Source organism: Lysinibacillus parviboronicapiens (genome assembly GCF_003049575.1).
GTDB lineage: Bacteria > Bacillota > Bacilli > Bacillales_A > Planococcaceae > Lysinibacillus > Lysinibacillus parviboronicapiens.
In genome coordinates this window covers 24,214-37,994 of sequence record NZ_PYWI01000009.1, presented here as the reverse complement: position 1 = coordinate 37,994, position 13,781 = coordinate 24,214, and the positions used below count along the sequence as shown (strand labels likewise).

17 protein-coding genes and 3 pseudogenes are annotated in these 13,781 nt (G+C 35.7%); 13 read left to right on the top strand and 7 right to left on the bottom strand.

Annotated features, from left to right (window positions below):
- Positions 1-113 precede the first annotated feature (113 nt).
- A pseudogene (locus C9J35_RS09725) lies at positions 114-428 on the bottom strand (LysE/ArgO family amino acid transporter); the annotation flags it as partial.
- A 17-nt stretch (positions 429-445) separates the two neighbouring features.
- Here C9J35_RS09725 and C9J35_RS24850 point away from each other — a divergent pair.
- The 8 genes and pseudogenes from C9J35_RS24850 to C9J35_RS09690 form a co-directional block, all read left to right on the top strand.
- Positions 446-739 (top strand): annotated as a pseudogene (locus tag C9J35_RS24850) (phage tail protein); the annotation flags it as partial.
- A gap of 78 nt (positions 740-817) precedes the next feature.
- On the top strand, positions 818-1,066 hold the full coding sequence (locus C9J35_RS24120) for a hypothetical protein (RefSeq protein WP_235616255.1): 249 nt from the start codon (positions 818-820) through the stop codon (positions 1,064-1,066).
- The gene (locus tag C9J35_RS09715; RefSeq protein ID WP_107924354.1) at positions 1,066-1,812 is read left to right on the top strand and encodes a hypothetical protein; all 747 of its coding nucleotides are present in this window, start codon (positions 1,066-1,068) and stop codon (positions 1,810-1,812) included. Before C9J35_RS24120 ends, C9J35_RS09715 begins: the two co-directional genes overlap by 1 nt.
- 4 nt (positions 1,813-1,816) lie before the next feature.
- A complete protein-coding gene (locus tag C9J35_RS09710; protein WP_054768115.1) occupies positions 1,817-2,089 on the top strand; it encodes a hypothetical protein in 273 nt (90 codons plus the stop codon).
- A 12-nt stretch (positions 2,090-2,101) separates the two neighbouring features.
- Positions 2,102-2,290: a hypothetical protein gene (locus tag C9J35_RS09705; RefSeq protein WP_054768114.1), complete on the top strand. Its 189-nt coding sequence runs from the start codon at positions 2,102-2,104 to the stop codon at positions 2,288-2,290.
- Between the two features lie 59 nt (positions 2,291-2,349).
- Positions 2,350-2,637: a hypothetical protein gene (locus tag C9J35_RS09700; protein WP_107924353.1), complete on the top strand. Its 288-nt coding sequence runs from the start codon at positions 2,350-2,352 to the stop codon at positions 2,635-2,637.
- Positions 2,627-2,887, top strand: a complete 261-nt coding sequence (locus tag C9J35_RS09695) for a phage holin (protein ID WP_054768113.1) — start codon at positions 2,627-2,629, stop codon at positions 2,885-2,887. Before C9J35_RS09700 ends, C9J35_RS09695 begins: the two co-directional genes overlap by 11 nt.
- Positions 2,884-3,546: a M15 family metallopeptidase gene (locus C9J35_RS09690; RefSeq protein WP_054768112.1), complete on the top strand. Its 663-nt coding sequence runs from the start codon at positions 2,884-2,886 to the stop codon at positions 3,544-3,546. Before C9J35_RS09695 ends, C9J35_RS09690 begins: the two co-directional genes overlap by 4 nt.
- Positions 3,547-3,678: 132 nt before the next feature.
- Here the strand turns inward: C9J35_RS09690 and C9J35_RS09685 are convergent, their stop codons facing one another.
- Positions 3,679-3,882, bottom strand: a complete 204-nt coding sequence (locus C9J35_RS09685; RefSeq protein WP_107924352.1) for a hypothetical protein — start codon at positions 3,880-3,882, stop codon at positions 3,679-3,681.
- A 297-nt stretch (positions 3,883-4,179) separates the two neighbouring features.
- On the opposite strand from C9J35_RS09685, the gene C9J35_RS09680 reads away from it, so the two are divergent.
- The gene (locus C9J35_RS09680) at positions 4,180-4,749 is read left to right on the top strand and encodes a hypothetical protein (protein WP_107924351.1); all 570 of its coding nucleotides are present in this window, start codon (positions 4,180-4,182) and stop codon (positions 4,747-4,749) included.
- Positions 4,750-5,056: 307 nt separating this feature from the next.
- Here C9J35_RS09680 and C9J35_RS09675 read toward each other — a convergent pair whose 3' ends face one another.
- The 4 genes from C9J35_RS09675 to C9J35_RS09665 form a co-directional block, all read right to left on the bottom strand.
- Positions 5,057-6,253: a Ger(x)C family spore germination protein gene (locus tag C9J35_RS09675; RefSeq protein WP_235616254.1), complete on the bottom strand. Its 1,197-nt coding sequence runs from the start codon at positions 6,251-6,253 to the stop codon at positions 5,057-5,059.
- 116 nt (positions 6,254-6,369) lie between these two features.
- Positions 6,370-6,927: a DUF5067 domain-containing protein gene (locus C9J35_RS09670; protein ID WP_107924350.1), complete on the bottom strand. Its 558-nt coding sequence runs from the start codon at positions 6,925-6,927 to the stop codon at positions 6,370-6,372.
- Positions 6,928-7,003: 76 nt separating this feature from the next.
- Positions 7,004-7,135 (bottom strand): hypothetical protein, encoded by a 132-nt coding sequence (locus C9J35_RS24525; RefSeq protein WP_268807921.1) that lies wholly within the window; start codon positions 7,133-7,135, stop codon positions 7,004-7,006.
- Between the two features lie 19 nt (positions 7,136-7,154).
- On the bottom strand, positions 7,155-7,364 hold the full coding sequence (locus tag C9J35_RS09665) for a helix-turn-helix domain-containing protein (protein WP_054768110.1): 210 nt from the start codon (positions 7,362-7,364) through the stop codon (positions 7,155-7,157).
- Positions 7,365-7,511: 147 nt separating this feature from the next.
- Here C9J35_RS09665 and C9J35_RS09660 point away from each other — a divergent pair, with 147 nt between their 5' ends.
- A complete protein-coding gene (locus tag C9J35_RS09660) occupies positions 7,512-7,826 on the top strand; it encodes a hypothetical protein (RefSeq protein ID WP_054768109.1) in 315 nt (104 codons plus the stop codon).
- Positions 7,827-7,913: 87 nt separating this feature from the next.
- Positions 7,914-8,702, top strand: a complete 789-nt coding sequence (locus C9J35_RS09655) for a helix-turn-helix domain-containing protein (protein WP_235616253.1) — start codon at positions 7,914-7,916, stop codon at positions 8,700-8,702.
- Between the two features lie 339 nt (positions 8,703-9,041).
- Here the strand turns inward: C9J35_RS09655 and C9J35_RS09650 are convergent, their stop codons facing one another.
- A complete protein-coding gene (locus C9J35_RS09650; protein WP_107924349.1) occupies positions 9,042-10,217 on the bottom strand; it encodes a hypothetical protein in 1,176 nt (391 codons plus the stop codon).
- Positions 10,218-10,658: 441 nt separating this feature from the next.
- Between C9J35_RS09650 and C9J35_RS09645 the strand changes: the two genes are divergently transcribed.
- The gene (locus C9J35_RS09645; RefSeq protein WP_107924348.1) at positions 10,659-12,107 is read left to right on the top strand and encodes an aminotransferase-like domain-containing protein; all 1,449 of its coding nucleotides are present in this window, start codon (positions 10,659-10,661) and stop codon (positions 12,105-12,107) included.
- A gap of 473 nt (positions 12,108-12,580) precedes the next feature.
- Positions 12,581-13,751, top strand: a pseudogene (locus C9J35_RS24845) (oxalate decarboxylase family bicupin).
- Positions 13,752-13,781 lie beyond the last annotated feature (30 nt).

The window sequence follows — 13,781 nt, the reverse complement described above, 5'->3', positions numbered from 1 at the left end:
GAAGAAACGCTCAGGTCAAGACCTGAGCACTCGAGTCTCCGAAACAATGCGAGTATAGGCACGCAACTCTCAGCTTTTTGATAGAATAAATCCTTTATGTATCATCATTCAATTTACAGTAAATCACTCAATAAATAGATGGCAGTAGCCCAGATAAAAACCGCTGAGCATTTATTGAAGATATTCATATGGTTCCCAGAGCTGTCGAGTTTTTTTATGGATGCACCAGCAATTGTGAGGCCAAAAAACCACATCCAGGAAAGTATAATGCACGCAGCAGTGAACAGGATTTGCTCTGTGCCACTGTATTTTAATGCACTTGTTCCAATAACGCCGATTGTGTCCAAAATAGCGTGTGGGTTTAAAAGGGACACAGAGAGGGCAAATAATATTTGTTTTTTGACTGGCAGTGCTTCGCTGTCTTTAGTTTTTTGATTTTTCAAATATAGCTGTAGGTGATAGTAACGGCGCTTATTATAATCCTGTAGCTACTGCTACAAAGCTTGTTAATGAAGTTTGGCGAGGACCTATTAATTCGATTTCCATCGATGAAACAAATCCAAATTGGGTAATTGTAGAGGCTGTTATCCCTGCAACAGCAGGAGGATTTAGCGTCAGGGAAATAGGTGTTTTCGATTCAGCAGGCATCCTTTTAGCAATTGGAAAGGTTCCCGAAACATATAAGCCTGCAACTGCACAAGGAAGTTTAAAAGATTTATATTTACGTATGATTTTAGAGGTATCCAACGCTAGTGCTGTGACATTAAAAGTGGATCCTACAGTTATCTTTGCAAGTAAAAAATATGTAGATGACAAAGTGGCTTCTATATCACAGAATACTACACAAATTATCGATAAAATTGGTGACATTAACAATATTGAGGTCGAAGATGTAAAAAACATTGTAGAGGGAGTCAATAAAGTAAATAGCAAATTTAATACACATACGAAAGAGATGGCGAAACATAATCAATTCATTGAAGGAAATAAAAAGTATCAAGTAATTCTTGGTTGGAACACAACTTTAAATTGCCCAACTATGGATTATGTGGAGGTGGTTGAGTAATGCCTAAAAATTTACCAAGCTATGAAACGCAACAAGAAATTAAAACTGCTGTCAATGGTATTAAAACTACTACTGACTCAACGCAGATAAGTGTAAATCAAATTAAACAAAATGTAGAGAACGTAAGCACTCAAATCGCGAACAAAAATACAAGCAAAGTATTAAAATCAAAAACCTACACATCAAATGCCACGTTTACCGTACCTGCAGGTATAACCGAAGTGTACATCACAGGTGGCGGTGGTGGAGGTGGTAATGGGGATACTGTGGTTAGTAAAAATGGTAGTAGTGGAGGTGCCACATCGTTTGGTAGTTTGCTTACGTTAAGTGGTGGTGCCGGTGGTATTGGAGGAAATTTCGATCCAGGAACAGGTGTAGGCGGCGCCGCTGGAGGGCCAGGCGGTCAGAATGGAGAATCGGACGGCTATGTTAATGGCCAGTCGCGTAGCTGGTACGGTAAAGGTGGTGACAGCGGCCCTTATTTCGGAGGCATTACAGCGCCGTATCCTAAATATGTAGTAGCTGCAAGAAATGGAGGTTATTGCAGTGGCGGTGCTGGAGGGGCACAAGGACACGGTTTTTGGTATGCAGGCGGAGGAGGCGGTGGAGATTTTGTCTATGATAGACCTGTAAGTGTTACGCCTTTATCCAACATTTCTATTACTATCGGTACTGGCGGCGCCGCTGGAGGGCCACATTCTGGAACTGGCGGTAATGGCATATTAACAGTGAAATGGTGGGAGTGATTAAATGAGATTCGCACAAATATTATATGACAAAGCGCATTGGGTTTTTGAAGATGAGAATAAGCCTGATTTTGCACCGAATATTGTTTTGGTTGACATTACAGACAAGCACGAAGTAAAAGAAGGTTGGGATTACGATAAGAAAACAGGTGAATTTACAGAGCCTACTATTCCTGAACCGACACCAATCGAGCCGGAACCTACTGTTGAAGAAATGCAAGCACAAACGTTATTAAACACAGAATTATTGCTAACGATGAAAGAAATTGGTGTGTAGGGAGGAAAAAGCATGAATATGACTTATAGTGCTGCAAGGTTATTAATTACTAATCAAAAATGTGATTATGAGGAAATGACAACGAATTTAAGTTTGTTTTTAATGACGAAGAGAATAAACCAAGACGAGTATAAAAAGTTATGCACAATGATGGATGAACAACATAATAAAGTAACAGATGAAACGCAGGCAGAAGCCTAGCGTTATTTTTATGCCTTCCACACTGTGGAGGGCTTTTATTATGCGAAAGTAGGTGTTCTATGAGTATTGAAATGTCATTGCTTTTTGGTGCTATCGGTACTTTGTTAGGCGTGCTTGGTGCAATTATAACAATGAAAAAAGATAGCAAAAATCAAGGCGCTTCGGAAGCAAGTATTTTTTCAAAGGTGGATTATATAGCGCGAGGTGTAGATGACATAAAACTTGATTTAAAAGACCAGGCGCGAAAAATTGAATCACAAAATGAACGTTTGATTCGTGTGGAAGAATCCGCAAAATCAGCTCATAAACGATTAGACAAAGTGGAGGGAAATTCAAATGAAGATTAACTGGAAAGTACGACTACAACATAAACAATTTTGGGTGTCATTAATTGCATTTCTACTTGTGCTCGCTAATCAAACAGCGGGCATTTTTAATTTCGATATTACAATTTACAACGATCAAGTTACAGCCATTTCAGAGACGGTTCTAAGCATCTTAGGCTTACTTGGTATTATCATCGACCCAACAACTAAAGGGGCGTCAGACAGCACACTAGCAATGGATTATGACAAACCAAAGGATGATGTGAAATGACAAGCGTAACGACTACATGCCGAGACTTGGCCGAGCTTTTTCCAGCTGCACAAACAGCCTGTAGATTACTATTTCAAGAGTGCTACAAGGTAGGTATTAAGAACATCTTCATTACTGAAACATATCGCTCACAGGAACGCCAAAAGTACTTATACGCACAAGGAAGAACACGGCCAGGGCAAATTGTTACCTGGACATTAAATAGCAATCATAAATCACGTCTAGCATGGGATATTGCTGTAGGCCCTCCACAATCATTATATGATGTAACAACGCTTAATCGAGTGGGAGCTATAGCCAAGAAGATAGGCATCGAGTGGGGAGGTACTTGGACTAATGCTATTGACCGACCACATTTCGAGGTTAAATCATCTTGGAAGATGCCTAAAGGCTACAAGTTAGAAGGACAAATAAAAGTGCCTACTAATAGCAAAGGACAAGTACAACTAATTGTGGAAGACAAAAAGGAGGAAATTAAAGTGACAAATTGGAATCCGGGTTCACCAGCTATGAAAACGGAAGTAGAAAAGTTTATTGCTCAGGCTGTTAAGGATGAAATTATTCTTGAATCGCACTTGAAGGATTTACAGAATGGTACTATGATAACTGATCGTTTGATTGGTTTGTATATTACTATTCAGCAACGTAAAAACAAATAGTAACACCAAAGCCCAGGTACTCATTTAATGAACTGCACCCCAAATAGGGTCACTTTTTAAAGTGTCCACTATACGGGGTGCAGTTCATAATTGTGAGCCTGGGCTTTTTTTATTTAAATTTAAAAATTAATTTTACTTACACTCAAAAGAGTATTTGCTTGTGAGATTATTATGAATTTTAAAAATGACTTCTCCGTCGTTTTCATAACATTTAGTGCTTGCTGAGTCCAGCTCTTTAGTATTGAAATAACTATACATATTTATTAAAAAAGATACTCCCAGTAAAAAAATAAAAAATATCCCCAATGCCACATTAACATATTTGTTCTTAGTCATTCAAATATCCTCCTTTTATCTCTATATCTAACATACCGGTAAGGATTACCTCAAATACAAATAATCACAAAACCATTTTATTTCTCCTACATTCCTAATATAATGCTTTATTTCTACATTTTATATAAATAAGAGCAAACAAATCACCTCACCTTTATTATTTGATTATACATTTATTTGTAAATAATGTATAATGGAACCAAATTAGGATAAATACTATAGATTTTTGTATTAAGAAACATATATAGTGTTACTATTCTCAATTTTTAAAAATAGATATGGAGGAGATTTATTGTTATGAAAAGGCTGAATTTTTTAATCTGGGGTTTAATATTTACTTTATTGGCGTCTACTGTATCCCCTAATTTTGTTAGCGCTAAAGAATTGGAAAGTAAAGAAAGTGTTTTATCAGAATCAATATTGTATAATTTTGATACTAAAAAACTGGAATTAGATGAGGAAACTGCTAAAGAAAAATATGATTTTACAAATGAAGAATTAAATTATTATAGTGAAACTTTAGAATCATTAACTCCAAAAGAGGTTGAGGATACACTTTTAGATTTAGGAATAGATATGGAAAACTTTGATGGTGAAATAATTTATAAAGAAAATGAAAATGGGGAAATAACACCATATGCTGCGATGGCGATACTTGCTGGAATTGGACTTGTTACTATTATGGGATACTTCTTCTGGGATCGATACCTTACACATGTAGAGAAAATGAATTTTGCAAATCAATGTTATGCTAAAGATGGTTATCCAGTAATAGATTCAAGAGATGATGCTGGCTTGAGTGGAATTACTGATGTAATGGAAGCACGTAAAATCGGTGGATTTAACTTTGCTTGTAAAAAACCATAATACTGATCAAAAAATAGATTGAAAGATAAACCAGACACGATTGGATTATAGTTTATCATCCTGTCTGGTTTTAAATTTTATATTTGAGGTTTTTAATAAAACGAAGAAGTGGAAAAGAGCAACAACTTGTTGTTACTGCCTATTAAATAAGGTCTATCTAATAATGGCCCATTGCCCTTCAAACCAAGCCTTAAAAAACACAGGTGGAGAGACTATTAATAAGCAAACAAACGAATAAATGACGAAGACGGGGTACAGTTCAATTTGAGTACCTGGTCTTTTTCCTTCATAACCGTAATTATTTAAATTACTCCTTTAATTTCAAGTTTGTCATAGTACCTACGCCAGTAGTGTTTACATTGACGTCAACTTTTATCTCTAATTCGGGAAATATCGTTGACCAATCATCTTTAATTTTTTTCCATGTTTTGTAATCTTCACGGTGAAGCACTTCCCCGAATCCTATAATATCGGCCTGATAATTCTTTTGAATTGTCATAAGTGTTTTTTCAATTCCAGTCTTTATCAACTCTGCAGTTTTTTTATTAATATACTCAATAGATTTGTTTTCAGTTAAATCTATAGCGCATTCAACTTCTCCCACATTTTGATCTATATCAATACGAACATTAATTTGGGGCGTATTGTTTTTAAATTTTCCCTTAATCTTAGTTGTTGATTTTTTAATTTCTATTGTTAACTTACCTTCTTCAGGACAAGAAATAACTTCAACTGTACTTTTGATATTGTCATTCAAAAAATTGAAGCTTCTACTTTCTTCTTCTGTTAAAAATCCTATTAATTTATCTTGTTTGAATATAGCTAAGCCCGCATACTTCAATATCGTAGAAGTTTTAATGCTTTCTACATTAGCTTTATCTATGCCTAATTGTGTATCCCCTTGTATTTCAATCATAGAGAGCACGGCACTTTTTTCTTTATTGCCAAGGATATTCACTAAGTCTTCTATATTGACTGATAATGTAGATCCCCAAGCCTTCTCTGAGCCATCTAATGAATTTATAATTTTATTGGCAGGTACTTTTTCTATAGGTGTTAAAACATTTAAGACCTCTTTTGCAGAGGACTGATAAGATACGATTACATCAAAATCATTTCTAACTTCAGGATCTCTTGCTAATAAATCTACTGTTTGATCGATACCCTCTGTAGCTAAATCCTCTCCGATGACAACAACTTGAAGGTGTGCAAAATAAGCTTTTCTAGGTGTAATTGTTGTCAGTTTCCTAATTGCTTCAAATACAGATTTCCCCTTAGCATGGTATGTTACAACCGGTGATCGCCCACTAGAGGGTTTATTTGAAGATATTTCACCAGGAGCAACTACTTGCACAGAAACTTCGTATTCATCATCTACTTTATCCACACCAGCCGCCATTACAATAGCAAGTTCATTTAATTCTTTTTTGCTCCAGCAGCTACTTAACAATAAGCTGATTAATAGTAGTAATAAAATTGTTAAAGATTTTTTAATCTCTGTCACCTCCAACTTACTCTCGGGAATGTTATATCATTTCAATTACAAGGATAAGCAAATTAAAGAAGCACTAATCAAGTAACATATAAAAAAGCCACTCGGGTGAGTGACTAAATTTTCTTTTATTGTTTAATTTGATAATCTTGCTTACCTAATTCTTTACCGCCAATCCCTTGATTAGCTACTAATGTAACTGGTGTTTCTAAATCATCCAGCTCATACGCAATGGCGTGTTCTACAGTGCCACCTTTTTTAATTGTTTCTAATTGAGTATCTAAAAATCTATCATCTGGTAATGCTCCTACTTCTAATTCATTAACAGCGTTTGGATTGTTATCTTGAATTACTGTAAATACAGCAAACCACGCTGACCCTGGATCAATGTCTTTATCACTTAGGTTTGTAGTATTGAACCAAATAGCGAATACTGGTTTATCTCCATATTCATTACCTTTTTCGCCAACTGGAATAACTTTGGTTTCAGTAATGTTTATTTTTAAATCCTCTATCTTTACTTCATTATCTTTAAAATAAACATCCTTGCTTGTCTCTTCTTTTTCTACTTTGTCAGTAGATACAGGTGTTTCTTTTTCGCCTGGTTCTTCTTTTGCTTTTTCTTCTCCGCAACCAGCCAATCCTAAACTTAATATTAATGCTGCACTAAAAATTAATTTTTTCATAAATTTATTCCTCCCTCTATATTTCCATTCTAGGGAATTTGGAGTAAAAAGTACATACAAAAAACAGACAACCAAATTAGTTATCTGTTTCATCAATTGTCTTTGAATTTTTTGCGTTATTAATTACTTCCTCAAAGGCTGCTTTAATCTCCTCAATTGTATAGCCTGCTTCAAGTAATTCGTTTGTTGTTTGTTCTAACTGGTTCACTTAATTACTTCCTCATCTTTTAAATCTTCGTACCATCTTCCATTATGAAATTAATCTCCAATTCAACACCCAAAGCATCTGCAATTTTAATTAAATCTGTTACTGAATACGATTCGTTTTTCATTTTACGAGACAGATTGGATTGAGTAGTTTCAATCTTTTCTGCTAATTGAGTTGCGTTTATATCAGACTCGACCAGTAACCTTTTTACCTTCTTTGTAATCTCCATGTATTCACCTCATTTAATATTATTATTAAACATATTATAGCATATTTTGAAAATAAATATGTATTAAAGTCATAAAACAGTTGTAATATACATTATAATCATTTAATATGTATTTAACAAATAATTTATCGAAATGAGGTATGTAAGATGAAAAATTTAGCTGGATTAGAAGTTAGTGATTTAATCTTTGAAACTATCGAGAAACGTGTTGAAGTTTCAAAGACGGAGCCTTATGTATTCATTATTCATGGAGTGAATGCAGTCGAGGGCAAGTTGAAAAGTGCATATTCGGCTTTGAAGAAGATTGAAAAATGGGCGGTATCAAAGGGAGCAGAAGTAAAGCTCTTAGAGGAAAAAGGATACTCGTTAAAAGTAGAAATTACAGATCCAGTAGCTGCACGAATTGAATCCCACTATCGTGCTTCGGATTTAAAATATCGTGCTTCAGATTTAAAAATTTAAAAACTGAACAGGCAGCATGTACAAGCTATGTGCTGCTCATTGAGTTTTTAATTACTCAAAGTAAAAAAAGAAAGTGAGGTGGAAACGATGGCATTTGAATATTTAGCAACATACACAACATTTGAAACAGTAGCAGATATGGATAAGAGTGTGGAGGACCACATAGCAGCACACTATTACGACTTAACAGAATCAGAACGTGCCATCGTTTTCAAGCTTGCTTCTCATAGCTTAGAGAATCCAGGGGCTTGTCATTTGAAGGCAGCCACAATTGCTACAGCATTGGAAATTAGTACAAAGACTGTTTATCGAAGCATTAAGAAATTAGAGTCATTGGGCATCATCGAAAAAGTACCTGGTACGAAATTAAACGGCATTAAAGGAGCAAGTATTTATCGCATTTTACCTTATGTCCCATCGAACGTGTCCCAACGAGAGACAGTCGATGAAGCTAGTAATGACGTGGTTTGTCGTACACAATCTGAAAACCAACCATCTAATTCTTTTAATCTTTTAAGTTCTAAACAAGCAAATAATATTATGAGTCTGGGTAATGAATTGGCTTTGCAAGCTGAAAAGAAAAAAGAATACATGAATGAGTATCAGGTGACACTATTTGATTTCATGAATAGCTTGCCACTAGCGGATAACTTAAAAGATGAATTATATAAATGTGTACTAGCTTCACAAGTAAATTCTATGGATGAATTTATAAAAGCTAAGAACGTTCTATTCAAAATTGCTATGGATATTAAAGAAGGTGTAGTGACAGTTGCGAGTACATTAAGAGCCGTATTTGTAGGGGCTTATAGCAAGGCTGTTGAGCGTTCAAGCATGAAGCTTAGTAAAATCATCATATATAGAAGAAACAACTAATAGAGAGCGTCCAACATCGTTTTATAACTGGCTTAAAGAACGTGATAGTCGAGCGGAAATATGTAATAGACCTAATTTAGATAACTGGCTGGAATGGTAAAGGGGAATAACCGCTATGAATGGAGTCTGGGTTTTCTTGTCGGTGTTGTAGTTCACCGAGCGTATTCATAGCGGTTATACAATGAGTGTTTACAGATTCATTAAAATTTAAACTAACATTTTATATTTTATAAGGAGATGGAGAAATGACTCATTTTGAATAATGGGAGAGGTAAGGAAAGGGGTTATACCCAAAAATCGTTTTTAATGACTTTTAGGATAACCCCGAATTTTTACTGGTTAATGTTGTGGAAGATAGTCTTGGCCGTTTATCGTTATTTTAGAACCTGAAATAAGAATTTCTTTATTTGCTGTTCTATATGGGGCTAAAATATTGTAAAAAGCTTCCCATATTTCTTCGCCTTTTTCTTGTTCTCCTTTTTTATCAAGTGCTTGGTATTCTTCATAAAGTTGTTTTAATTTCTTGCTATCTGCTTCACTAACTTTGTATTCAAAGTCAGCCATGTACTCTTCAAATGTTTGAGGCTTTTCGAACTGATTAAGGATTCCATAGAATTCTTCGTGTAACTTATCATACAACTCATCATTTTTATCTTTTAATGCTTTTTGTAAATCCCCTTGAAGAGCTTTTAGTTTGACTAAAGTTTCAGCGGGGATATCTAAAAATTCCATGGCTTTCTTATAGCTATCCATAAATTTTTCCAATGTTTCTAGTGCATTTAGCTCATCTACATATGGCTCAAGGATTTTATAAAACTCTTCATATTTATCGTTAGCCTTTTCTTCATCCCCACTTTTTTCAAGCTTTACCCATTCTTCATAAATAGCTTTAAGCTGTTTTTTATCGTTTTCTTTAATAACTATATTACTCTCATTAAATCCGTAGTCTTCTATATATTCATCAAATGGTTTAGGTAGCCAATTAGCTAATACATATGGCTTTTCAATTTTAAACATTTCGGCATAAATCTTATCCATTTCCTCAAATTTCTTTTCTATCTCTTCAACTGAATAATCATTGTCTTCATTTATTTCCTTTTCTAGCTTCTTCATTTCATTAAACATTTTTTCTAATCTTATTAAATCTTCTTTTGTTACCTCTTTAGGTAGGTCTTTTTTATAAGCTTCAAATGTATTGAAGTCAATATAATCTTCTACAACGTTACCTTCTACAGAGATTTCCTGTCCTTCTACTAAGCTCATTTTTTCTATTTGTTCAGTAGAAAAATTACTGAAACTGATGAAATAATTTTTACTATCTTGCCCTTTAAGGTACATTCCACTGTTGAAGATATTTTTAATGGTCCCTTTAATTTGTTGTTGTTGTTCCTTTTGAACGGATGCTTCAATTGTTTTTTCTGCTGATGCAGCTCCTGCTTGAAGTGGCGTTAGAACAGCCATTCCTATAGTAAGTGCAGAAGCAATCATCCAAGTTTTTTTGATCGGTTTTTTCATATTTATTTCTCCTTTTATTTTTAAAAATAGTTATTACTAATAATTGGACGAATTACCAGATAAAAAAGTTCGCTGTTTAAAAGAGTAAAATGAAGAATTGATGAAAAGATCACTCCATGATGGGATTTTTGTTGTATATTCATTTATCTGTGGAGGACAAGGAATATAAAAGTTTTCAACAAAATGTAAATAAGCCTGTTGATAAAAAGAAGAAGCCTCTTAAAGGTCCACGGATAGTTGGGTATATTGTGCGGAAATAAAAAAGACCACTATTTAAAACAAGTGGTCTACTACACAAAACACTACACAAATACAGTTGGGAAATACGATTTAAGTGTTGATATATAAGCATTTTTCATAAAATCTAAAAAGTTGTGTTATAACTAAAAGAAAACGACCAATTGGTTGGTTTTTTACCCAACCAATCTGAGAGGTGAGGAAATGAGCTGGCGACCCACAAGACAGGGAGCGTTAACATTACAGCAACAAATTGTGACATGGATTACAGAACGTATTGAGAGGGGCGATTGGGTTGCTGGCACAAAGCTACCGACACAGCGGCAGCTAGCCATGCAGTTTGCCGTCAATCGAAGTACTGTTCAGCAAGCATTAGAGGAGTTAAAGGCAGCTGGAATACTGGAAGCACAGGTGGGCGCAGGTATTTATGTCTCGTATAATTCTTGGCATGCATTGATTACACAAACCCAACCAAGTTGGCAAACTTATATTGATACAAGTCTTCATAAGCCAAATTATCATACCATTCAATTAATCAATGAATACGAACAGCGTGATGATATCATACGTTTAGGCACTGGGGAGTTAGCACCAAGTTTATTGCCAACTGCTGAAATTGAAGCATCCTTAACGGAACTTTCCTTACAGCCTAAAACTTTGGGTTATTCATCTCCCCAAGGCAACTACAGACTTCGAGAAGCGATTTGTGACTATGTGGAAAAAAGAGGAATACATGCACAACCAGAAAATGTTTGTATTGTTTCAGGTGCTCTTCAAGCATTGCAGCTCATTGCAGTTGGCCTGCTTGAACAGGGTTCAATCGTTTTTCAGGAAAAAACATCTTATTTAAATTCCGTCCATCCGTTTCAATCTGTTGGTATGCAAATGATAACAATCCATCGTGATGAACAGCTTGCGCAAACATTGGCGCAGAAGAAGAGAAAACGACAAGCTGTTTTTTATGTAGTGCCTACGTTAAATAATCCAACGGGTGGTGTTTGGACGACACAAGAAAAAAAACAGCTTTATGAAGCATGTAAACAGTCTCGTATTCCCATTATTGAAGATGACGTGTATCATGAATTACTCTTCAATGAGGGAACGCCCCCTATAAAATCAATGGATGATAGTGGGCAAGTACTATACATTGGCAGTGTATCGAAAACACTAAGCCCTGGACTACGTATTGGCTGGTTAATAGGACCAACAACCGTCATTGAGCGTTTAGCGGATATCAAAATGCAGACAGATTATGGTTCAAGTGCAATCTCGCAAGAAATTGTACGGCACTGGCTACAATCTGGAAAATATGAAAAGCATATTATAAACTTACGCCAACAATTACAACAAAGAGCTGATTTAGTAGAGGCTATTTTGACTGAAAAATTCTGTGATATGGCTGAATGGGCTAAGCCAAAAGGAGGCTTTTATATTTGGCTAAAGTTTCATGCACCTATTGTTGATAAAGAGTTATTTACTAGGCTATTGCATCGACTAATCCTCATAAATCCTGGTTATATCTACGATGCACAAGATAGCCATCATATTCGCTTATCGTATGCCTATGCAACCAATGAAGCATTAAAGGCTGGCTTACAAATATTACATGAATACGTAGTTGAAGCGCATAAAAAATACAATGAAGAAAAATGATTTGAGGAATAACCTTGATAGCAACTTGTTGTGAGCATATTTGCTAGAGCTTCGCTCCATAGAAAATTAATAAAGACAAGAATATCCCATGTTTATAATTAGCTGTTTGACACATTGGCGTGATCAATATGTCAAACAGCTTTTTCTGTGAAATTTATAAACTTAAATTAATTGCTGTGGGACTAGAACAGGTGAAACTTCAAAAAAACGGAAACCCAAATGCATATATGCCTTTCAAACTCGACTATATTGCTCTTCTATGGATTAGTCGCGTTTAATGTCTAATGGCACTTTTCATGATACAGGCGAAATATGTGGGTGCAATAGCTGACAGGCGTCTACACTTTGTAGAAAGAATAATTCAAGTATGGACTCCATACAGTGTAAAATGAGTATGCTTAAATGCCCAACGACTGTGTTAGCTCTAAAAACAGATTGTTCATTTTATTAAAAGAGGTGACTAATTGGAGAAAATGCCACAAGGCTATTATATTCCACAGCCCTTTCGAGATGATGGAGCTGGGGGAATAGATAAAGGACCAAGAGATATTATGAGGGATATGCAAAATCCTGATATGCTAGTGCCTCCTAAAACAGATGCAGGACTTATTCCTAATCTTAGATTTTCATTTTCCGATACCAATATGACATTAAATAAGGGGGGATGGTCACGAGAAATTACTGTTCGTGAACTTCCTATCGCCACTACATTGGCAGGAGTCAATATGAGTTTGACACCTGGTGGAGTACGAGAACTTCATTGGCATCAACAAGCAGAGTGGTCTTATATGCTAGTTGGTCACGCCCGAATAACAGCAGTAGATCAAAATGGCCACAACTTTATTGCTGATGTAGGACTCGGTGACTTATGGTATTTTCCACCGGGAATTCCTCACTCCATTCAAGGTCTCGAGGATGGCTGTGAATTTCTACTCGTATTTGACGATGGAAATTTCTCGGATCTCAATACGTTTTCTCTATCTGATTGGTTTGCCCATACACCTAAAGATGTGCTCTCATCAAATTTCGGCGTGCCTATTCACGCATTTAATCATATTCCCACTGAACAGGTTTATATTTATCAAGACAAAGTCCCAGGACCCATTGAAACGCAAAAAGTTCAATCACCGTATGGCAGTCCCTCAAACCTTCAAACATCAACTGCTTGCACAACCTCCTATGAAAACACCTGGAGGTAGTGTAAGAATTGTTGATTCCTCAAACTTTCCTATCTCACAAAATATAGCTGCCGCTCTTGTTGAGGTTGAACCTGGGGCAATGCGAGAAATGCATTGGCACCCGAACAATGATGAATGGCAATATTATTTAAACGGAAAAGGGCGAATGACAGTATTTGCAGCAAACGGTAATGCTAGAACATTTGATTATCGTGCAGGTGATGTAGGGTATGTGCCATTCGCAAATGGTCATTATATCGAGAACACAGGGACAGAAACATTGTGGTTCCTCGAAATATTTAAAAGTAATAAATTTCAAGATGTCTCATTAAACCAATGGATGGCTTTAACCCCAACTGAGCTTGTTCAGAGCAATTTATGTGTTGGCGCAGAATTGTTACATGCTTTAAGAAAAGAAAAGTGGCCAGTTGTCAAATATCCTGGTTTCTCTTATTATCCTAGGTAAACATAGAAAAGCGGGTGAAGGAAGACAAAT

What these genes read in the sequence shown, in the direction of transcription:
- C9J35_RS09645 (WP_107924348.1), top strand. Translation starts at nt 10,659, where the DNA reads ATGAGCTGGCGACCCACAAGACAGGGAGCGTTAACATTACAGCAACAA.
- C9J35_RS09695 (WP_054768113.1), top strand. Translation starts at nt 2,627, where the DNA reads ATGAAGATTAACTGGAAAGTACGACTACAACATAAACAATTTTGGGTG.
- C9J35_RS09700 (WP_107924353.1), top strand. Translation starts at nt 2,350, where the DNA reads ATGAGTATTGAAATGTCATTGCTTTTTGGTGCTATCGGTACTTTGTTA.
- C9J35_RS09710 (WP_054768115.1), top strand. Translation starts at nt 1,817, where the DNA reads ATGAGATTCGCACAAATATTATATGACAAAGCGCATTGGGTTTTTGAA.
- C9J35_RS09680 (WP_107924351.1), top strand. Translation starts at nt 4,180, where the DNA reads ATGAAAAGGCTGAATTTTTTAATCTGGGGTTTAATATTTACTTTATTG.
- C9J35_RS09655 (WP_235616253.1), top strand. Translation starts at nt 7,914, where the DNA reads ATGGCATTTGAATATTTAGCAACATACACAACATTTGAAACAGTAGCA.
- C9J35_RS09650 (WP_107924349.1), bottom strand. Translation starts at nt 10,217, where the DNA reads ATGAAAAAACCGATCAAAAAAACTTGGATGATTGCTTCTGCACTTACT.
- C9J35_RS09665 (WP_054768110.1), bottom strand. Translation starts at nt 7,364, where the DNA reads ATGGAGATTACAAAGAAGGTAAAAAGGTTACTGGTCGAGTCTGATATA.
- C9J35_RS09660 (WP_054768109.1), top strand. Translation starts at nt 7,512, where the DNA reads ATGAAAAATTTAGCTGGATTAGAAGTTAGTGATTTAATCTTTGAAACT.
- C9J35_RS09690 (WP_054768112.1), top strand. Translation starts at nt 2,884, where the DNA reads ATGACAAGCGTAACGACTACATGCCGAGACTTGGCCGAGCTTTTTCCA.
- C9J35_RS09685 (WP_107924352.1), bottom strand. Translation starts at nt 3,882, where the DNA reads ATGACTAAGAACAAATATGTTAATGTGGCATTGGGGATATTTTTTATT.
- C9J35_RS09715 (WP_107924354.1), top strand. Translation starts at nt 1,066, where the DNA reads ATGCCTAAAAATTTACCAAGCTATGAAACGCAACAAGAAATTAAAACT.
- C9J35_RS09670 (WP_107924350.1), bottom strand. Translation starts at nt 6,927, where the DNA reads ATGAAAAAATTAATTTTTAGTGCAGCATTAATATTAAGTTTAGGATTG.
- C9J35_RS09705 (WP_054768114.1), top strand. Translation starts at nt 2,102, where the DNA reads ATGAATATGACTTATAGTGCTGCAAGGTTATTAATTACTAATCAAAAA.